The sequence below is a fragment of the Pontibacter sp. 13R65 genome (assembly GCF_047525655.1).
GTDB lineage: Bacteria > Bacteroidota > Bacteroidia > Cytophagales > Hymenobacteraceae > Pontibacter.
In genome coordinates, this window is the sequence record NZ_JBLIQL010000005.1 from 59,793 (window position 1) to 80,864 (window position 21,072).

The following is a 21,072-nucleotide window of genomic DNA, read 5'->3' on the forward strand; positions in this document are numbered from 1 at the left end:
AAATCAACATAGCTAATGGACCTTTACCCAACTCTACAGCACACTATTGCAAAGGCTCTGGAGCTGCCTGTAACTAAAGAGCGGCAAGCGGTGCTACAAGAACTAGTCTCGTTTATTCAGCAGAAAAAGGACGCGGGGCAACCCGTTCTGCTGAACTTTATATGTACCCACAATTCTCGCCGGAGCCAGTTTTCACAGATTTGGGCACAAACAGCGGCCGCAATAAAGGATGTGGAGGTAAGGTGTTTTTCCGGAGGAGTGGAAGTGACAGCCTTTAACGACCGAGCTATTGCCGCTACTGCAAGGGCTGGGTTTATGGTAAGCCAGGAGGGGGAGGAGAATCCGATAGTGGAGGTTAAGTACAGCAAAGATGCCACACCCATTATCGCTTTCTCGAAGGTGTTTGATGATGCCGCCAATCCGGCCAAAGGCTTTGCCGCCGTTATGACCTGCTCGCATGCCGACGAAAATTGCCCTTACATAGCAGGAGCAGAAGCGCGCATTCCAGTTCGTTACGAAGATCCAAAGGCATTCGACGGCACAGCTGAGGAGGCGGCAAAGTACGATGAAAGAAGCCTGCAGATTGCTTCCGAAATGTTGTATGTGTTTTCTAAAATACTTTAGCAATGACTAAAATTGCCAAGCACCCTAAAAAGGAAATTGCCTTTTTCGAAAAATACCTTACGCTCTGGGTTATCATTTGTATTGTGGGGGGTACCCTAATCGGTTCTGTGGCTGGTGACGCTATGAGGTCTCTCAGCAAAATAGAGCTGTACCAGGTTAATATTCCTATTGCGATTCTGATCTGGATGATGATTTACCCGATGATGCTGCAGATAGATTTTTCGAGTTTGAAAAAAATAGGCAGACGACCAACAGGAATTGTGCTTACGGTACTGGTAAACTGGCTGATCAAACCTTTTACCATGGCCTTTTTTGCCTGGCTGTTTTTCTCTAATATTTACGCTGCCTTTATCGCACCTGAACTGGCAGGTGAGTATATAGCAGGAGCCATTTTGTTAGGGGCGGCACCCTGCACAGCCATGGTCTTTGTGTGGTCTTACCTGAGCGATGGTGACCCGAATTATACCCTCATGCAGGTATCGGTAAACGACCTGATTATCCTGATAGCTTTTGTACCCCTTGTTGGCTTGCTTTTAGGAATTACAGAGGTGGAGGTGCCATACGATACGCTAGTGCTTAGTATCGTCATTTATGTGGTGGTGCCGCTTATTGCCGGTTACCTCACGAGCCGCGCACTTATCCGATCCAAAGGGGAGCAATGGTTTACGGCTAGCTTTTTGCCCAAATTAAAACCTATGAGCATTGTGGCGCTGCTGCTCACCTTGTTGTTATTGTTCGCATTTCAGGGAGAGAACATTCTGAACAATCCGCTTATTATTGTCTTTATTGCCATTCCGCTGATCCTGCAAACATATTTTATTTTCTTTCTAACCTGGTACAGCGGCAGAAAATTAAAATTAAGCTATCCGGTTTGTGCGCCGGCTGCCATGATTGGCGCCAGCAATTTTTTCGAGCTTGCAGTAGCTGTTGCTATTGCTCTTTTTGGCCTCGAAAGCCCTGCAGCTTTGGTATGTGTGGTGGGGGTGCTGGTAGAAGTCCCGGTTATGCTCTCGCTCGTAGCATTTGCCAACAAAAAGAAATTTTAACCGCCTAATGGCATTGCCCCATTAGGTAATTATGTGAAAACTATCTCCGGAAGGCCATTTTCATTAGAAGAATCTTTTGGCAGCGCCTAATTCAAAATTAGAAATTATAAAGCTGTTGCCAGATGAGCCAGAGTACCAGTTAAAACTCCTGTGCCTTTGGATCCTGAAAAGGCTCTGGAAGGGCAAATTCATTAGAAGAATTTGAGTTGTAAAGACTGTAGGTGTCAGACTTTCGTTTTATTCCGCAGTCTCCCCCCATCCGCCGCCAAGCGACCTGTACAAATCTATCAAGGCTAAGAAAATGTCTTTGCGCGAATTGGCTTTGCCTAACTCTGCTTCGAGCACACTTTTCTGGGCAGTAATAACCTCCAGGTAAGAGGCATAGCCAGCCATAAACAAATCATTAGAGGTGCTTACGGCATTGAGCAGCACCTCAGTTTCCTGCTCACGCAGCGTATAGGCTTGTTTGTAATTATCTACCCGCTGCAGGTTTGTGCTGATCTCTTCGTAACCTGTTATAATACTTTTTTGGTAATTGTAGTACGCTTCAAAGTTCTGAGCAACTGTTCGGTTATAGTCTGATCTAATGCGTCTGTTCTGAAAAATGGGAGCTGTAACGCCACCAAGTAAGCCAAACACCAGCGACTCCGGACTGTTGAACAGCGTAGGAATGGTGCGGGAATGCACACCGGCATAAGGGGTAATGGTAAAGGAAGGTAAAAAGGCGGCACGGGCAGCCTCCACATCGGCTTTAGTTGCCAATAGCTCCATCTCTGCCTGTTGTACATCTGGCCTGTGGCGCAGCAAATCAGAAGGAATGCCAACATTAACCGCCTCCGGCAGGTGCTGCACAATAATAGATTCGCCTCTTGGGATCGGTTGTGGGTACCGGCCTAATAGCACATTCAGTTCGTTCTCTGTTTCGATTATACGTTGCCGCTTCTCAAAGCCCAGGCTCTTGGTTCGCAGCAGCTGCGCATGGAACTGTTGCACGGCCAGCTCTGTAGCCCGGCCACCAATTTTCTGTATTTTAATGATTTCCAGCCCTGTCTCCTGCAGCGCTATGTTCTTCTCTATCGTTTCAATTTCATTGTCGAGGCCGAGCAGTTCGTAATACAAGCGAGCTACTTCGGCAACTAGCGTGGTAGAGACCAGGTGCCTTCCTTTTTCGGAAGCCAGGTAGCGGGTAAAAGCGGCCTTACGCTGATTTTTGAGTCGGCCCCAGACATCAATTTCCCAGGTGCTCACAAAGCCCAGAAAGTGGTTTTGGGTCTGGGTTACTACATTCCGGTCGCCGTAAATGGTGCCATTCAGCAAATTGTTCATCAGGTCACCAGATCTTACTCTCAGGCGTGCATCTACAGAAGGTAGCAGGGCACCTCGCGCAATGTCATAATTTGCCCGGGAGGCTTCTATTCGCTGCAGTGTTATCAGAAAATCCGGGTTGTTCTGGAGCGCTGTCTGGATAAGACTTGTCAGATGCGGGTCGTTAAAGAAATCTTTCCAATGAATATCCGCAAAGTTTGTGGTGTCGGTACTGCCGGTAAAGGTAGCAGGCATTTCGGGAGCTACCGGTAACTGCGGCGGCTCCACCACCTTGCAACTGCTAACACACCCAATTATCAAAAAGAAGCATAGAAAGGTATATATAGGTTTAAAAAATGACATAGAGGCAAATGCTTAATTATTAGAAACGGATACTTCAATTTTTTCTGTGACAGGGGCAGGGTCTTGGTCTGGTGTTTCTTTTTTACCACCTTTCCGTGAGAAAAGTACATACAGGCCCGGGATCAGGAAGAGCCCCCCTATGGTGCCGATCAGCATGCCTCCGGCAGCTGCCGTACCGATGGAGCGGTTACCAAGGGCCCCGGCCCCCGAAGCCATGCAAAGAGGAATAAGACCGGCAATAAAGGCAAAAGAGGTCATCAGGATGGGGCGAAGCCGGGTGAAGGCTCCTTCTACGGCCGCTTGCAGCACCGTAAGGCCCTCCTGCCGTTTCTGCACAGCAAACTCAATAATCAGGATTGCATTTTTACCTAAGAGCCCGATGAGCATAATAAGCGCCACCTGAGCGTAGATGTTATTCTGCAAGCCAAGTAGTTGCAAAGCCAGAAAAGCCCCGAAAACTCCTGCCGGCAGCGATAAAATAACCGGAAGCGGAAGCAGAAAGCTTTCGTACTGAGCTGCCAGCAAGAGGTACACAAATACCAGGCATATAATGAAAATATAAATAGCCTCCTGGCCGGAAGACACTTCCTGCCGGGTCATGCCATACCAGTCGTAGCCATAGCCCCGCGGCAGTTCCTCAGCGGCTATTCTTTCGATGGCAGCAATGGCATCACCACTGCTGTAGCCGGGAGCAGGGCCCCCTTTTACTTTGGCAGAAACATACATGTTATGGCGCGAAAGCTGCTCAGGACCATAAATTCTTTCCATGCTGATGAAAGTAGAATAAGGCACCATTTCACCTTTGTCGTTCTTCACCTGCAAGTCCAGCACATCTTCGGGTTTGGTGCGGTACCTGGGGTCTGCCTGCACCATTACATCGTACATTTGCTCAAAGCGTACAAAGTCAGACACATATAAGCCACCGAACAAAGTTTGCATGGTGTTCATGGCCTGTTTAATGGTAACTCCTTTTTTAGCTGCCATATCCTGATCCACATGGATCATGTACTGCGGATAATTCGGGTTGAAGTCTGTGAGCGCCGAACTTATTTCCGGAGCTTCGTTCAGAGCTGCCACAAACCTGTTGGTAACCTCTGCCATTTTCTGCAGATTTCCGCTCCCGGTTCGGTCCAACACCTTCATCTGAAAGCCACTGGAGTTACCAAAGCCGGGTACAGTAGGAGGGAGAAAGAATTCCAGTTGCGCATCCTTTATATGTCGGGTTCTCTCCTCCAGCTTGCGAATAGTTTCCTCAATAGGGACATCGCGGTCGCTCCACGATTTTAAGTTTACCATGCCCATGCCGAAAGAGGCTCCCGATAAACCGGAAGAAAGACTATAGCCAGCCAGCGAGGTAAAGGACTCTACTTCAGGAATGGTGCTGGCATATTCGTTTACCTGATCCAGCACCCGCTCGGTACGCTCTACGGTGGCTCCGGCAGGAGCTGTTACGTTGAGGTAAACCACACTCTGGTCTTCTACCGGAATAAAGCCTGTAGGCAAAACAGTATTGATTCCCCAGGTGGCGGCAAAAAACGCAACCAGCATGGCTACCGTAATCAGCCTGCGGCTGGCCAGGAACCCTATGCTGCTCTTGTACTTAAGGGCAAAGGAATTGTAGCCTTTATTAAACCCGCTAAAGAAGCGCTGTAGCAGGTTCTTTTTCTTTTTTTCCTGGTGTGTATTCCGTAGAATGATGGCGCAGAGAGCAGGAGTCAGGGTAAGTGCATTTATACCGGAAATGACAATGGCAATGGCCAGTGTAAGTGAGAATTGCCGGTAGAAGATACCAGCAGGCCCCGACATAAACGCCACCGGCACAAATACAGCCGACATTACCAGCGTAATCGCTACAATCGCCCCGCTTATTTCGTGCATGGCAGCAAAAGTAGCTTGGCGGGGAGACATGTTTTCTTCCTCCATTTTTGCATGCACAGCCTCCACTACCACTATAGCATTATCTACTACAATACCAATAGCCAGCACCATGGCAAAGAGCGTGAGCAGGTTCAGCGAAAATCCCATCAGCTGCATAAAGAACAATGTACCTATGAGCGCTACCGGCACGGCAAGCGCAGGTATGAGCGTAGAGCGGAAATCCTGAAGGAAAATGAATACGACAATAAACACGAGTATAAAAGCCTCCAGCAGCGTTGTCAGTACGTTTTTGATGGAGGCATCGAGGAACCTGGACACGTCATAAGTTACCTTATAATCCATTCCTGGAGGGAAGGAACCGGACTTCAGTTCTTTCATCCGCTCCTTCACATTATGAATAACGTCGCGGGCATTGGAGCCGGGGCGTTGCACAATCATAATGGATGCAGCCGGTCTACCGTCTGTTTTGGAGATCCTGCCATAGTTCAGGTTGCCCAGTTCTATGTCCGCCACATCTCTCAACCGAAGCACTGAGCCATCATTATTTGCCCGAATAATTAGTTTCTCGTACTGGGCCGGTTCAGAAAATTTACCAGTGTACCGCAACACATACTGCAGCATTTGAGGCGATTTGCCAGAGCTTTCTCCTATTTGGCCAGGGGCCGCCTCTATGTTCTGGTTTTGTATAGCTTTTATTACTTCGTCGGTCGATACTTTGTAGGCCGTCATGCGGTCTGGCTTTAGCCAGATGCGCATCGAGTAGTCTTTGGTGCTCATAATTTCAGCAAAGCCTACACCATCTACCCGCCGCAGCTCCTGCAAAATGTTGAGGTCGGCAAAATTATAGATGAACTTCTCGTCGAGCTCATTGTCGTCGCTCATCACGTTGATGTAAAGCAACAGCCCTTCCACTTCTTTTTCAGTGGTAACACCCGCCTGAATAACTTCTTCGGGCAGATCGCTTACAACCGTTGTTACGCGGTTTTGCACCTCCACTGCTGCCAGATCCGGGTCTGTGCCGGCTTCAAAGTAAACTTTTATAGAAGACGTGCCCCGGTTACTCGAAACAGATGTCATGTACATCATGCCCGGTACCCCGTTGATAACTTTTTCGAGGGGAGTAGTTACGGTGTTGGCTACCACGCTGGCATTGGCTCCCCGGTACTTGGCCCGCACCGAGACAGCGGCAGGCGCTATATCAGGAAAGAGGGCAACAGGAAGGGTAAAAAAGGCAAGTACTCCCAACAGCACAATAAACAGGGAAATAACAAGAGAGAGGACCGGTCTTCTTATAAAAATATCAAACATGCTACTAAATTTTCAAAAGTGTACTTTCTGTCCGCGTACTGTTACCGGAGCAGGTGAAATTTATTTGTGGGTTGCCAATTGCTAGCTATAGGGTGGCGGCAATCAGACTATCCATGGCAACGGGTTTAGGCGTGATCTGCATTCCGGACTGCACCGTTTGAATGCCTTCCAACACAATTTTGTCGCCTGGGCTCAGTCCGGATTCTACTATATAAAATGACGAAAAGCGGGTGCGGGGCACAATGCTTTTCATAGATATATGGTTTGTAGAGTCGACCAGGAAAACATAGCTTTTGTCCTGTATCTCGAAAACAGCCTTTTGCGGAACCAGAATAGCGTCTTTAACTGCGTTGGAGAGTATAATGCTACCGGTTGCTCCGTGCTTCAGCGTTTTATCTGGGTTGGGGAAACGGGCGCGGAAGGCAATAGAGCCAGTGCCTGATTTGAACTCACTTTCCACGGTTTCGATGTTACCTTCGTAAGGGTAAGGGCTGCCGTCGGCGAGCGTAAGTCTTACTTTGTTGCTGTTTTTGCCTGGAGCATCGGCCTGTGTTTTAATGTGCTGCAGATACTCACCCTCCGACACGTTAAAATAAACATAAATGGCGCTGATATTAGACGCGGTGGTAAGCAGGGTGCCGTGGTCTATCAAGCTCCCCATGCGGTATGGTATTCGATCGATGAGGCCATCGAAAGGAGCGCGAATGCTGGTGTAAGATAAGCGGATAGATGCATTTGAAACAGAAGAGCGAGCTGCTCCGATTCTGGAATTGGCAGCGTCCAGCTTGGCCTGGGCCACATCAATTTCTGTTTTGGAAATTACATTTTTATCAACCAGCATCCGGAGCCGGTCAATTTCCAATTGTATGCCTTTTGCTTCGGCCAGGGCACTTTGGAGGTTTGCTTTGGCCTTAGCCAGTTCCTCTTTGTACTCTTCGTCGTTTATCTGAAACAGCAATTGCCCCTTTTTTACTTCCTGCCCTTCGTCTACATATACTTTTTCTAAAAATCCTGGTACACGCGCCCGTAGTTCTACATTTCGTAAGGCCCGGATATCGGCTACATAATCGTGGTGTACCACGGTGTCTTTTGTTATGATGCTGGTAACAGGAAGTATGTGTTCTGTCTCTTTTTCCTTAACCTTCTGACTATTTGCCGTACATCCTCCAATAAAAAATACAACAGTTAAAAAGTATGTACCCCAGATAGAATTAGTTTTGATTTTCATGGTTAAGTAATAAAAAATTAATATGTGAAACAGGAGTTTGCTCGGATAGCTAATGGCAGGAGTCCACAGTGAGGCAGGGTAAGTAAAGCAAAAACTAAATTAAATTTCGGGTTCAGTAGGTTGGCCGGATAAATTCCGGGAGGAACCGATATGAAATAATTTAGACAAAGCATAGGTACTAATTCCTGCCAGGAAGGAAAGAGCTCCCTAGCAATTGTTATTAACCTGATATTAAAACAAACGATGTTCCTCAGGTAATAGTTTAATCATTTTTATCAAATATAGCAAAAAGTATAAAAAAGAGGGTGTGAAATTGTTGAAATTGTAAAAAATAGCTGCTACAGCCGTAGGTTTCAGTTTGTTAGAAACTTTTTTGAATTAAAAAATTTTAATGTGCTGCTGAATTTACTTAGTATGATTTTAAAGGAACAGCAGGAACTAAAACCTCTTTATAATGCGAAATATTTAAGCCTGTTCTTGTAGGAGCCTCTCTTTTTGGTTTAACCCATGTTATACCTCAACAGGATAGAAGCATTATTCCAAGCATTCATACTAAATGCAAAATAGAATTTTATTAGGATTGAAATTAATTTATTTCTTGAATTTGTCTTACTAGGGACACAGGTGCGAATATAATTTTTAGATATGTACTGCCTGGTCAGACCGGGCAGCAGAAAAAGAAAAGGCCGCTGCCTTACTCCAAAACTATGGGTGAGGCTGCGGCCTTTAATGCTGTTAACAGTATGTTATATTGTAGGAGAACCGCCCGTAACTTGTACTGTAGAGCCGGTCATATAGCTTGAGTCCTGCGAGGCGAGCAGCACGTAAATAGGTGCCAGCTCTGCCGGTTGACCAGCGCGCTTGAGGGGCACATTTTTGCCAAAAGACTTCACCTGCTCTTCCGGCATGGTAGATGGTATAAGCGGTGTCCAGATTGGGCCGGGTGCAACGCAGTTTACCCTAATCCCTTTTTCTGCGAGCAGCTGCGCCAGGTTCGCGCTAAAATTCTGGATAGCACCTTTAGTAGCTGCGTATGCCAGCAAAATTGGTTTTGGCTGGTAAGCGTTAACAGATGTGGTATTCACAATGGTGCTGCCCGGTTTCATGTGTGGTTCTGCTGCCTTGCAAAGATAGAACATGGCATAGATGTTTGTGCGGAAGGTGTAGTCCCACTCATCGCTCGGAATTTCCTGCAATGACTCCCGTGCCATCTGAAAGGCTGCATTGTTTACGAGTATGTCTATCTGCCCAAATTCATCTACGGCGCGTTGAACAATTGTCTTGCAATGGTCTTCTTGGCTAATGTCACCAGGAACCAAAACTGCTTTCTGACCTGCTTCCTCTACAAGTCTCGCTGTCTCTTTAGCATCTTCGTCTTCATTCAGGTAAGAGATCAGGACATCAGCCCCTTCGCGGGCAAAGGCAATGGCTACTGCCCGGCCAATGCCGGAGTCGCCGCCAGTAATTACTGCTTTGCGCCCGGTAAGTTTCCCAGATCCTTTGTATGTTTTCTCACCGTGGTCTGCTTCAGGCGTCAGTTTTTCTTCTGTGCCTGGCACCTCTTGCTTTTGCTGCGGGTATGGTGGCGTATCGTACTGCTCCTTCGGATCCTGCATGTTCGACTTTGATTCTTCTTGTTTGCTCATAGTTATGTTAGCTTTTTGGTGTATGGTGTTTTCTAATGCCTTTTTACGGTAGAAGTTTAAATAGTAGCTGTCTTTCTACCCGTAAAATGGGTACTTATCCCGGTTCAATTGGATACTTATCCTGGTTTTAGATCGCACTGATGCTTGTGTGGATTAGGGAGGCTGCTGGTTATTTAATGCCTGCAGTTATTGGGTAATGGAGCGTTACAATTTCATAAGTATTTTTAATGAATATATTAAATGAAAATGGGCGCTAGGTATTAGCGCAAATTCTTCTAACTGAAATGACCTTCCAGAGGCTTTATAGTGAATGTAAGCTCCTGGCCTGCTGTATTCAGATATAGTTCTGAAGCTTCTAAATCACCTTCCAATGTTTCGCCAATTTATTTCCCCTTTTGTCATCCTGGAAGGATCTTGTTGATGAAAGTAGTGACTATTGGCTTGGTTGTCTAAGTTCGCATGGCTGCCCTCGCTAGTGCGAGCTTGTAGCTCGTACTTTCATGCCTACGGTTTAACTTTCTATCGTGGGCGATATTCGTTAGCAGTCGTTATTAGCTTTTTAGTCTATATTCGCATAGTGGCTTTTCCTGCTGTGACAGCGGCGTGGAGTTGTTTCATAGCTGGCTTTCTTGTTCTTTTTGTCTTGATACAAAAAGAACCAAAAAAATCAAGACGATTTTGAACTCGCTGAACGCTCAAACAAAAAATCGTCAATAAGTGCACCTGGCAAAGGTGCCTGCTATGTAGCCACCTGCCGGAATACATTGGCTTAGATGAGCAACAACCCAATTCAAATTATTTTAATGAATTTAGCCTTCCGGAGGCGTATTGGGATGAGTAGGGGCATGGGCTGCATCTTCTAAAAGTAAAATGCTGGTTGAGTTTATGCAGTAGCGGAGCCCAAAAGGAGCGGGGCCATCCTGAAACACGTGCCCCAGGTGACTGCTGCACACGTTGCACATTGCCTCTATTCTGCTCATGCGGTGGCTTTTGTCAAAAGCATATTTTACGGCGCCTTTGGTAATGGGGTGCCGGAAACTTGGCCAACCGGAAATTGCATGGTATTTGGCTTCTGACTGAAAGAGTAAGCTCCCGCAGCCCCGGCAGGCATAGGTGCCGGGTGCATAAGAGCGGCAGTAGGTATTGCGGTAAGGCGGCTCGGTGCCTTTTTCGCGCATGACTGCATATTGGGCTGGAGTGAGTTGAGCCTTCCATGCCTCCTCTGGTTGCTCTAGCCGCCAATCTGGCTCTGGGTTACTGTAAGTGGCATATCTGAGAATGTCTAACCAGCGTAGCATGAGGAATTTTAATTTTACACTGCAACAATGGAAAAGGAGAGGTGTTTGGTGTTATGTAGAGGTTTGAATTAAAAAAGCTCCTGACGTTAACCAGGAGCTTTTTTTTAAGTTAGGAGCTACAGGACAACATGGAGCAACCAGCCTTACTCGTGGCCCATTCTGGCCTTTTGGCGAAGAACTCTTCGTGGTTGCCAGAGTAAGGTGTTTTAATCGCTTCCTGAAGTTTCTGGAAAAGCGTGTTTTCACCTTTCTCTAATTCTTCTATAGCCTGAGACAGCAAATAATTTCGTAACACAAAGCGTGGATTGTTTTCACGCATACGCTGTTGCGATTCCTCCCGGCTGCAGGTATTCTGCTGAATCCGTGCAATATACGTTTTAAGCAAGGCTGCCAAGGCGGCCCGCTGTTTTTTAGTGGGAGGGGTATAGTAGCTGTCGCTGAAGTAATTCAGCAATTCCTCCTCCTCGGTCAGATGAAGCGGCAGATCGATGAGCAATTGGTAAAAAATTGTCATATCGGGTTGCACTGCGGCCAGGGTTTCATCAAAAGTGGTAACTAGTTTTATATCCTCCTGCTTTACCTCGTCAAGTCCTAGTTTATTCCCCATCATGGTCAGGTATTTCTTCGAATAGATTGTTGCGTACTCCTCCAGTGCCGCTACAAGCTGTTCTGTGCCATCTAACAAAGGAGCAATAGCACTTGCCAGGCAGCCCAGGTTCCAATAAGCCACGGAGGCTTGTTTGCCAAAGGCATAGCGGCGGCCGGGAAGGTCGGTCGTATTCGGCGTAAAGTTCAGGTCGTAATTGTCTACAAAGGAGTAGGGGCCGTAGTCGATGGTGAGGCCCAGCACAGACATGTTATCGGTATTCATCACGCCGTGCACAAAGCCCACCCGTAGCCAATCTACCATCAGGCTGGCGGTTCGGTCTACTATCTCCTTAAACCATTGCAGGTATTTATCTTCTCCCTGAATGTGAGGGTAATAGCGTGCGATGGTCCAGTCAGCCAATTTTTTAAGATTGTCTGTTTCTTTTCGGGCTGCTACCATTTCAAAGTTTCCGAAACGCAGCAAACTGGGGGCCGTGCGTAATACAATGGCTCCTGGCTCATACGCAGGGTTACCGTTATAAAACATGTCGCGCAGCACCGGATCGCCTGTTGTGACCAGACTCAGGGCGCGTGTAGTGGGCACACGCAGGTAGTACATGGCTTCACTCATCAGGTATTCCCTTACCGACGATCGCAGCACCGCACGCCCATCGGCACGGCGGGAGTAAGGAGTCTGACCAGCACCTTTTAACTGCAGCTCCCAGGAGGTGCCGGTTGGCGCTTCCCACTCGCCCAAGGTAATAGCCCTGCCATCGCCTAACTGGCCGGCCCAATTGCCAAACTGGTGCCCGGCGTAGCAGGCCGCATAAGGTTGCATAGTAGGAGCCAGGTTATTGCCACCCAAAATATCTATCTCCTCCTGCTTAGTCGGCTTCTGTATGCCCAGTTCGTTCGCCAAGTCCTCCGACCACGCCAGCAGTGTAACTTTTTCTACGGGTGTAGGATTGGCTTTACTGTACAGAACTCCAGGCGTCTGGCGCGGTTTCAGGTTTCCGCTGTCATCGCCGTCGAAGGTATCTACAAATTCATTTTTATATGCTTTTGAGCTTAGGCTCTCCATAATTTTCATGTTTTAAGTTGAGGATGCTGGTATGTGGTAAAGCCTGACATCAGGCATCGTCCAGCCTTCTCTTTAACAAAAGCTTTACTAAAAAAGTTGACTTATATTTTCTTGTTCAGGTGCAATGCCGGCAGGCAAAGGTACCACCTTTGCTTCAGAACCTTTTAGGCAAAAGAAATTTACTTGCCTGAGGGAAGTGGTAGTGCTCCTGTTATTTAAAATCAATTTAATTATGCCAGCGCTAATTCAGGAGCAAAGATCCTTTATAGTGTGAAGTTTCTGGGCTGAATAGGTCGGGCCAATTGGGCATAAATGTTAATTTTGCAGCTTAAATTTAAAAAGAGGAAGACAGCAGCTATACCTCTCTTCCGGAGAGTTGCTTTTGCTACAACCCTTTTTCTGACATTTTCAGCCAGTAGTAAGGAATAGCAACGTGCGGCTGTAGCTGGCTGTAAAGCTCATCCACAGTTGACCTAGCAGCCTGATTTATTTAAAACAAAAGCATGCCTACATTCGATACCAACGATTATTTTAAATCGCAAAGAAGTACTTCAGAAATAAAATCAGAGCTTTTAAACGAGTATTTCAGGTCGTGGTGCAGCGCTATGCTTACCGGGCAACGGTATCGCACAGATCATACACTTGCTTTTATAGACCTCTATGCAGGCGATGGAAAACAGCTGGCTGGAAAACCTGCCACACCCGTTAAAATATTAAATACGGTTTTTGGTTCTATCGAAAAGTTTAAGCTTAACAAGATTGTCCGCACCTTTTTGAACGATGAGAAAAAGGCCGACATTACTAAGCTGAAGGAGCAACTGGAAAGCTTGCCGTACTACGAGGAGCTGGTGCATAAGCCGGTTATTTTAAACGAAGAAGCCAATTTTAGCTTGCTCGCCCGCCTGCTAGGCAACGATGTCCCTACTTTGCTTTATACCGATCCATTTGGGTATAGTTTTTCGCAGCAAATGCTGTTGCAGTCTCTTAGGAGATGGGGCATGGATGTGTTTATGCTTTTTAGTGCCGCCAAAATGCGCACTACATTACAGCATATAGAAACCAATGAAAACTTAACCGATCTGTTTGGCGCAGACCGAATCAGCAAGTTAAAAGCATTTTGTGAACGCTACCAGGACGCAACTCAGCGCGAAGATTTCCTGATGGATAGTTTTGAGGATGTTTTCAAAGAGAAGGATTACAAAACATTCCGGTTTAAGATTTGCCTGCCAAAAAAGAACCAAACCAGCCATTACCTGTTCTTTGCTTCCAAATCTGATGTTGCCTATATGAAACTGAAGGAGCTGATGCTTGTGTACAGTGATTACCAGGAGGATGGTGTACCGCTGTTCGGAGCCAACATCAAACATCAGCTGTCTCTCTTTCAGGAGCAGTATCGCTATTCCATTAAAAACCTGGTAGCAGACCTCGCCGGTAAAGCAAGCTATTACAACAACCTACCCATAGATAGCATTTACCGGCACCACAATACCGGCACGAACTATATCAGGGGCAACTACCAGGAGGCGTTTGAGGAGCTGAAAAAAGCTGGAGTTATTGAGCCTGTTAATCCTGTATCGAGGCAGCCTATGCGAAAGGTTTCCTTTACGTCCATTATTGCCTACAAATAAAAGTACCAGCCAGTTCTGCTGCCTGGTGGCAATGTGAAGGCTTAGCCGAAGGAGACTAGGAGCCACGCGACAGCAGGCAAATAGATTTTTCTAGCTTATTAAGCTTTAGAAAAGCTGTTTGTGAATTCTGCTAATGAATTTGCCCTTCCAGAGCCCTTTTTCTATTTTTTGGCTGAGGGTTCGCTTCTCTATATGCTAATTTATCCACTTCTCTACGTGCTGTGCATTCAACACCGGGAGCCTATAAACCCAAAATCATAGCGCTAAAGACACTTCAGCATTACAAAAAAAGTCGTCAGTTTAAATTTTATGTTAAATAAGGCCAGGGTACTCATTTTTTGTGAAGATATGCCAACTGCTTATACCAGGCGAAGCAACGGTATCGGCAACAGTTTTAAGTAGACCAGCTGGGCTGCGTATTGTACTTGTTCAGCAGGACAGAACGAATAGGAGAGAAGCCAGAACCTGTAATGAGTATTTCTGTCTGTACGTAAAGAAGTATTGCGGTATATTATGCCTGCGCCTTTGGCTGGTTCTCTAAAGAGCTCGTCTTTTATCTCTAATGGCAAAATAAGTTAGCGTTTTCCTTTTTTACCTGATTTTTCTTTGTGGCGGTCTGCTTTGAGTTGTTTAAACTCTTCATTAGAAATGGTTACTTCATAAGTAACAGCCGAAACAATGGTTTGTTGCTCTTCTTCGTCGTACATCAGGGTTATGGTCAGGAGCTTATTTTCATTCAGCACATACTCATCGCCTTCTTTATCAAATACCTTAAACTCATATTCTCCCTCTTCAAGCAGGTTATTGGGGATGCGTGCCAGGCAATCTCCGGTAATTACAATGGGTGTTTCAAGCTCATCTTCAAAATCGAAAGGCTGGAAATACCGACCGTCTTTTTTATGGGTCACATAATCTATTTTATTTACAAACAGCTCGATACCAGCATTTTTAGAATCACGCTTTGTTTTGATGTCGAGTATATTTCCTTTTAATCTCATCGTTCGGTTGTTTTGTTCGTTAGGTAATTAGACCAAATTTAATACAAGGCTCTAGTTTGCTGTTTGATTTTGGAAGAACCTGCAATGTCCTTTTTAAGCCAGTCTCTCATCGAAATGAAAACTACCAAAACCAGAAAAACATGGGCTGAGCGAACTGCATTTTGGCAATTACTTTACCTTTCATAACTCATTCTTTTGTTGCAGCATATGCGTGCCGACAAAAGAAAGCACGAAGATAAGCACTTAAATAACGAAACTCTATACCTCTGCACAGGTTAAACACTAGCATGCCACAACTTAAACTTTTTATGCTGCTTCTTGGGTGCCGGCCACCAGGCAGAAACACCGAACAACACGACATTTTTTTTGGGATCGGGACTAGTATGAAAGAGCTGGTGCCGGCTATAAAAGCTTTTTGGCCTGAAGCCAAAAACAAACTTCACGTGGATGCCTGGCGCGAAGTAACAGCTGTACAAAATTTCAGCGTAACTGTAGTCCCTAAGGAGGCAAACGGAAGCACCGCAGCGACAGAACCGCCCTTTCTGTTTTTCCTGAACCTGGGTGGTTATAAGCTGCAGGAGTTCGATGAGTTCCATTATAAAATGTTGGTGGTAGCCGCAACTCAGGCAGAAGCCATACGGCAAGCCCGCCAAACAGCTTTTTACAAACACACCGGATTTAAGGGAGCACCTGCCCACATAGACGATAAATTTGGCGTGGATGTAGATGAACTCTATCAGGTGAAGGAGATGCTGCCAGAGGAGGTAAAGCAGCACTATCAGGTCCAGCTTACTCCTGCCACAGACCTTCCTGCCGATGAGCTGCACCTCGGTTATTTTAAATTAAACTCTTTTTAACATGAAGCAGCTTGCCTTTAGAACCACATTTGTTTTCCTGTTGCTGCTTTCACTTAATGCATTTCCGCAGGGGGTACCGGAGCGTTTGCGGGCTGCTTTTTCTACCTTCAGCGAAGATCCGCAACTGCGCAACGGCATAGCTTCCTTATATGTGCTGGATGCTAATACCGGGCAGGTGGTATTCGAGCAAAACGGAAAAACTGGCTTGGCTCCTGCCTCCACCTTAAAACTAATTACCAGCGCCACCGCTTACGAGCTCCTCGGAAAAGATTTCAGATACGAGACAAAAGTTGCCATCCGTAAGAAAGATGGAGCCGCTTTACTCCTCATCATTCCTTCCGGCGATCCTACCTTGGGCAGTTGGCGCTGGTCTGGCACCAACGAGGAGGTGGTACTGAACGGCATTGCCAATGCCTTGTTAAAAACGGGAACCACCGATTACACAGAAGTAGCAGTGGTAAACAATGGCTGGCAGGAAGAGTTTATACCTGATGGCTGGATCTGGCAGGATGTAGGCAACTATTATGGGGCCGGGCCAGCGAAGCTAAACTGGCGCGAAAATCAATTCGATGTCCTATTACGATCCGGAAGCCAACATGGCGGAGCGGTGTCTATAGTTAAGACTATACCGGCACTACATGGCTACCATCTGCGATCAGAAGTAAAAGCGGCAGGCGCTGGCACTGGCGATAAAGCTTATATTTATTTCCCGGTAAACACGACCACCGCTACTATTCGGGGCACCATTCCGGTAGGCCAGGCGAATTTTAAAATAGCTGGCGCCATGCCTTCGCCTGCACAACAGTTAGTGGGTACTCTGGCGCAAAAGCTGCAGGCACGGCAGATTAAGATTCCGGCCACACCTAAACTTCTGGATAATTTCAACCATCAACAGGCAGGTTATTCAACAGTTCATACCATTACCTCGCCTCCCTTAGACAGTATTGTGTACTGGTTCAACCGTAAAAGCATTAACTTGTATGGTGAGGCGCTCTTAAAAACCATGGCCTACCAAAGTACTGGTAGCAGTGCCACTGAGCCAAGCCTGGAGCTGGTCCGGAATTTTTGGAAAAAGGTAGGCATTTCGGAAACCGAATTGAATATTGCCGATGGATCTGGCCTCTCGCCACTTAACCGCGTAACCACACATGCACAGGCCAGGGTGCTGCTACATGCCCGCAGGCAGCCGTGGTTCCCTGGGTTTTACCAATCTTTACCAACCTTTAATGGCATGAAGATGAAGAGTGGTACCATCCGCGATGTAAAAGGTTTTTGTGGCTACCACAAGAGCAAAGACGGAAAAGAGTATATATTCGCATTTTTGGTGAATAATTACAATGGCTCACCAGCTACTGTCACTCAAAAAATGTACAAGGTGCTGGATGTTTTAAAATAGAATTTAGCTTATTGAATTGGCATAACAACAAAAGCCGCACCTCCAATTTTAACTGGAAGTGCGGCTTTTGCTAGTTAGATCCTGGTTTTATTCTTTTTCGTTGCCTAAGCCTTCGTTGCTCTTATGCCCTTTTAGGGTGCTGGCATTTGGCTGATTATTACGGAACTCCTTGTCGGAACTGTCTGCGCCACGGGTGGTGGTGCTGGAGTTGGCATTCGGGCCTTTATCCGGACTGGCTTTGCCTTTTTTGGCTCCGCCACTTGTTCCTTCTCTGCTTGGTTTGTTTTCGCCGCGCGTATTATCGGCTCCCCCTGCCACTGGCCCCGTTTGCCCGCCTTGAGGCTGGCCGCTTACGCCTCCATTGTTAGAGTCATGCGATTTGAGTTCGTTACTTTTATTTGTGTCTGCCATGGTTCATCTCCTTCTTTAGTTTGTAACAATGTTCTCTTTAACCCACCACTACTGGTGAGCTTCTAGTTTTACGAACAATCTGAGTTTTAAGATAGGGGCAAGTAGCTCCCAAAAATAGTGCAGGCTCTCTTTTACAGTAGAGCTGGCTTAACTTTTAGCCGATAAGTAAAAAAAGTAGGAGCTGTCCGACTTACCCAAGCAACTCTTAACTTTATTAGTTTAACTTATTTTAAAGCTTCTACCAATCGCTGTGCTTCCTGGAGGTGCATGCGTAGGTGAGGTAATACACCTTCTGCAAAGTTTTCTACCTGGTCATCCTCTACCTCATCTTCAGCTCTTTCATACAGCGCAATTGCTTCCTGGTGCGCTACAACCTGCATGTTGGCAAATTCCTTGTCGAAGGCAGCCCCGGTTAGTCCTTCGAGCCTTGTTTTTCTTTCCTGTTTGTCTTGTGGCAAGGTGGTAGGCAACGTAACTCCTATTTGCTGTGCCAGAGTCTTAAGTTGATTACTCGTCATGGTGTGATCCGTTACAAGTAATTGGCCAAATGTTTTTACATCATTCATGGTGCCTTTTTGAGCAGCCATTTCTCCAGTTTGAATTTCAAATAAATCGCTGGCAGCTGCCTGTTGCATAAAGCTTTCTTTCGTTAGCCTGTTAGGGTTAGCATCATCGTCGTCGTTACAAGAAGTTAATGCTCCCAAAGCAACAAAAAACAATAATAGAATTTTTCCTTTTAGCATAATTGCTTTCATAGTTGAAGGATAAGATTGAGAATAATAAAATTGTTATTGCTTCTAATAAACGAGCTGTAGAAACTTAGGCTGAAAGCAGATTACTGAATTTAAAGAGATTAAATACGGAATTGATTTAGTTATATATTATAATAATATAATATTATAATCTCAGTTTCTTGGAATCCATGTTATTGCATGTTTTAATAATGCTGTTTTTAATTGCTAGTTGTTATTTTCTTCCAGCTATTATAGGCCTCTCTTTTACAGAAAAGTCAAGAGGTGAGGTATTTACACTTATTGTTTTCTAAGTATAAAACCTGGTTACGCGCACTATAGGCAATTCAGAAAATGGAGGTACAGTCCATAGAAGGCATCTGTGCAAGCATCTGATTGATTTTAAGGAGAACAGTCAAATTATGCTAATGAAATTGCCCTTCAGGAGGTAAGCAGGATCCTTGTTGTATAAGGGCGTTATCCTCTTTCTTTACATGTGCTGCTTAACTTTAGCTCCAGTTTGAGATTTTTAGCCTCCGGAAGCGCAATTTCATTACAATAATTGGGGAAAGCTGGTACTTGTAAACAACCACAGCAGCAGTAAAGGCACTCTTCCGCAACTAAGGCCGGAGGACGCTTGATAATCGATTACATCTTAATAGCTCCTGTTTTGGAGATAGTGTATGTGGATATTCTTTAATTAAAGCGCCTGCCTATCTCACCTAAGAATATGGTAGGAGTAGAATTGATTGCGACAAGAATTATTTCTAACTTGGAATGGCTGAATTCTCGGATGCTGCTGCTTTGCCGTGGTAAGAGGGTTTTTAAATTGAGAAACAATCCCATGAAACATATCTCTATACTTGTGCCTAAAGGCGCTGTTTTAGGTAGTGTAGAAGGACCACGCCAGGTGCTCTCGGAAGTGAATAAACTCTTGCGGAGCATGGGCAGGCCCACCTTGTTTGAGGTGCAGCTGGTAGGCCTGACTAAAGAAGTGTCGGTGGCAGGAGGCATATATAAAGTCTTTACAGATGTGTGTGCTGCTGATGTCCGAAAAACAGACCTGATTATTATTCCTGCCCTGGATGGAGACATGGTGCAAAACCTGGAGCATAACCAGGAGTTTATTCCCTGGATCAGGAAGCAGCATATGGCTGGAGCAGAGGTAGCCAGCTTGTGCGTAGGCGCTTTTTTACTGGCATCTACGGGCTTGGTAACCGGTAAACAATGCGCCACTCATTGGATGGCAGCCAACGATTTTAGAAAAATGTTTCCGGAGGTAAACCTGGTAGAAGATAAGATCATTACAGATGAGCAGGGCATTTACTCTAGTGGCGGCGCCTTTTCGTACCTGAACCTCATTTTGTACCTCATAGAAAAATATGCAGGCCGGGAGGTGGCGGTTTTTATGTCGAAAGCTTTTCAGATTGAGATTGAGCGAAAAAGCCAGTCACCGTTTATGATCTTTAAAGGCCAGAAGGAACACGAAGATGATCAGATTAAAAAAGCGCAGGAGTATATTGAGCAGAATTTCCAGGAGAAGATATCGGTGGAACAGCTGGCTTCCATGCTCGCGCTCAGCCGCAGAAACCTGGAGCGCCGCTTTAAAAAAGCAACCGCCAACTCTATTGTGGAATACATACAGCGGGTTAAAATAGAAGCTGCCAAAATGAGCCTAGAGACATCCCGCGAAAATGTAAACGAAGTAATGTACAATGTCGGCTACTCCGACCCCAAAGCGTTCAGATCTACTTTTAAACGTATTACCGGGCTTTCGCCGGTGCAGTACCGCAGTAAATATAACCTGGAGGCAGTTGCCTAGCAGCTGGCTTAGCAGAAATAATTAGCGGTTTCCGTAGGTTAAAACAATAAGGCCACTGTTTTTCAGTGGCCTTATTGTTTTTATAAAGGAGGAGACTTTTAATTGGGCATGAATTGGGCACTGAGCGTGTTGTTGTTGCCGGCCGGCGGATTGGCAAATCCCCGGATTATAAGCGTATGCGCTTTCCCGGAAGTTAATGTAACAGAAGGATTCGTCATCAGCACCTGCTCTGTTCCTGTTACCTTTACTTGCAGCGTTTGGGCGGTGGCATCTAGCACCTGAAACTCGGTATGTTCTTTAAACTCCAGGTTAGTCGCTAACACAGTAGCTTGGCTGCCGGTGGTGCTAATGTCGATACCTGGAGCATCGGGAGATAAATTGATAATGCGGAGAGCCGCTTTACCAGTAGAAAGAGCACCTACCGTGTCATGTATAGCTATAAGGCTCACATCAGGATGCACTCCTGCCAGGAACAGGGAGTAGAACTTATTCTCCTGAAAGTTAAGAGTGGTGTCTATTAGCGCATTAACGGTATTTACAGCATTTACTTTTATTTTTCTGTCACCTACTTTATAGTTTAAATAGCCAGAATGAGTAGTGTATTTAAGGCCTTGGTTCGATATCCGTTGATTGTCAACCAGATAATCGTATTCCTGATTTGTTGGAGAGCCTTGGTAAAAGCTTACAAAGGAAAGTGGTATCGGCTCCGGAGTTTCCCGTTCATCGTCTAAGCAACTGGTTAAGGAGACTGCGGCAAACAAGCTGCAGCATAAAAGGGCACCTTTGCGGAAAGATAGTTTTTTGAATGGATTCTGCATGGTAAAGTTTTGGTAAGTATTTGGTTAAGAAACGGATCTGCTCCCT

The 21,072-nt window shown here is 45.9% G+C and carries 16 protein-coding genes; 6 read left to right on the top strand and 10 right to left on the bottom strand.

What is annotated here, in order from left to right; genetic code table 11:
• The first annotated feature begins 15 nt into the window (after positions 1-15).
• Together ACMA1I_RS07955 and arsB are read left to right on the top strand one after the other, a co-directional pair.
• A complete protein-coding gene (locus tag ACMA1I_RS07955; RefSeq protein ID WP_337067774.1) occupies positions 16-624 on the top strand; it encodes a protein-tyrosine-phosphatase in 609 nt (202 codons plus the stop codon).
• A 2-nt stretch (positions 625-626) separates the two neighbouring features.
• The gene (gene arsB / locus ACMA1I_RS07960) at positions 627-1,670 is read left to right on the top strand and encodes an ACR3 family arsenite efflux transporter (RefSeq protein ID WP_337067775.1); all 1,044 of its coding nucleotides are present in this window, start codon (positions 627-629) and stop codon (positions 1,668-1,670) included.
• 237 nt (positions 1,671-1,907) lie between these two features.
• Here arsB and ACMA1I_RS07965 read toward each other — a convergent pair whose 3' ends face one another.
• From ACMA1I_RS07965 to ACMA1I_RS07990, 6 genes are all read right to left on the bottom strand, one after another.
• Entirely contained in the window at positions 1,908-3,338 is a 1,431-nt protein-coding gene (locus ACMA1I_RS07965; protein WP_337067776.1) for a TolC family protein, read from the bottom strand.
• Between the two features lie 12 nt (positions 3,339-3,350).
• Positions 3,351-6,524: an efflux RND transporter permease subunit gene (locus ACMA1I_RS07970; RefSeq protein ID WP_337067777.1), complete on the bottom strand. Its 3,174-nt coding sequence runs from the start codon at positions 6,522-6,524 to the stop codon at positions 3,351-3,353.
• Between the two features lie 85 nt (positions 6,525-6,609).
• Positions 6,610-7,752: an efflux RND transporter periplasmic adaptor subunit gene (locus tag ACMA1I_RS07975; RefSeq protein ID WP_337067778.1), complete on the bottom strand. Its 1,143-nt coding sequence runs from the start codon at positions 7,750-7,752 to the stop codon at positions 6,610-6,612.
• Between the two features lie 746 nt (positions 7,753-8,498).
• Positions 8,499-9,398: an SDR family oxidoreductase gene (locus tag ACMA1I_RS07980; protein ID WP_337067779.1), complete on the bottom strand. Its 900-nt coding sequence runs from the start codon at positions 9,396-9,398 to the stop codon at positions 8,499-8,501.
• An 809-nt stretch (positions 9,399-10,207) separates the two neighbouring features.
• A complete protein-coding gene (gene msrB, locus ACMA1I_RS07985) occupies positions 10,208-10,696 on the bottom strand; it encodes a peptide-methionine (R)-S-oxide reductase MsrB (protein WP_337067780.1) in 489 nt (162 codons plus the stop codon).
• A 109-nt stretch (positions 10,697-10,805) separates the two neighbouring features.
• On the bottom strand, positions 10,806-12,365 hold the full coding sequence (locus tag ACMA1I_RS07990; protein WP_337067781.1) for a protein adenylyltransferase SelO: 1,560 nt from the start codon (positions 12,363-12,365) through the stop codon (positions 10,806-10,808).
• 503 nt (positions 12,366-12,868) lie between these two features.
• On the opposite strand from ACMA1I_RS07990, the gene tcmP reads away from it, so the two are divergent.
• Positions 12,869-13,993: a three-Cys-motif partner protein TcmP gene (gene tcmP, locus ACMA1I_RS07995; protein ID WP_337067782.1), complete on the top strand. Its 1,125-nt coding sequence runs from the start codon at positions 12,869-12,871 to the stop codon at positions 13,991-13,993.
• 575 nt (positions 13,994-14,568) lie between these two features.
• Here tcmP and ACMA1I_RS08000 read toward each other — a convergent pair.
• Positions 14,569-14,991, bottom strand: a complete 423-nt coding sequence (locus ACMA1I_RS08000) for a hypothetical protein (RefSeq protein ID WP_337067784.1) — start codon at positions 14,989-14,991, stop codon at positions 14,569-14,571.
• Between the two features lie 287 nt (positions 14,992-15,278).
• On the opposite strand from ACMA1I_RS08000, the gene ACMA1I_RS08005 reads away from it, so the two are divergent.
• A complete protein-coding gene (locus ACMA1I_RS08005; protein WP_337067785.1) occupies positions 15,279-15,848 on the top strand; it encodes a DUF1543 domain-containing protein in 570 nt (189 codons plus the stop codon).
• Position 15,849: 1 nt separating this feature from the next.
• A complete protein-coding gene (gene dacB / locus ACMA1I_RS08010) occupies positions 15,850-17,244 on the top strand; it encodes a D-alanyl-D-alanine carboxypeptidase/D-alanyl-D-alanine-endopeptidase (protein WP_337067786.1) in 1,395 nt (464 codons plus the stop codon).
• Positions 17,245-17,331: 87 nt separating this feature from the next.
• On the opposite strand, the gene ACMA1I_RS08015 is transcribed toward dacB, so the two are convergent.
• Both ACMA1I_RS08015 and ACMA1I_RS08020 read right to left on the bottom strand, forming a co-directional pair.
• The gene (locus tag ACMA1I_RS08015; RefSeq protein ID WP_337067787.1) at positions 17,332-17,655 is read right to left on the bottom strand and encodes a hypothetical protein; all 324 of its coding nucleotides are present in this window, start codon (positions 17,653-17,655) and stop codon (positions 17,332-17,334) included.
• Positions 17,656-17,879: 224 nt separating this feature from the next.
• Positions 17,880-18,410 (bottom strand): DUF4142 domain-containing protein, encoded by a 531-nt coding sequence (locus ACMA1I_RS08020; protein ID WP_337067788.1) that lies wholly within the window; start codon positions 18,408-18,410, stop codon positions 17,880-17,882.
• A gap of 820 nt (positions 18,411-19,230) precedes the next feature.
• On the opposite strand from ACMA1I_RS08020, the gene ACMA1I_RS08025 reads away from it, so the two are divergent.
• On the top strand, positions 19,231-20,208 hold the full coding sequence (locus ACMA1I_RS08025; RefSeq protein WP_337067789.1) for a GlxA family transcriptional regulator: 978 nt from the start codon (positions 19,231-19,233) through the stop codon (positions 20,206-20,208).
• A gap of 98 nt (positions 20,209-20,306) precedes the next feature.
• Here ACMA1I_RS08025 and ACMA1I_RS08030 read toward each other — a convergent pair whose 3' ends face one another.
• Positions 20,307-21,026, bottom strand: a complete 720-nt coding sequence (locus ACMA1I_RS08030) for a DUF4397 domain-containing protein (RefSeq protein WP_337067790.1) — start codon at positions 21,024-21,026, stop codon at positions 20,307-20,309.
• Positions 21,027-21,072: the final 46 nt, after the last annotated feature.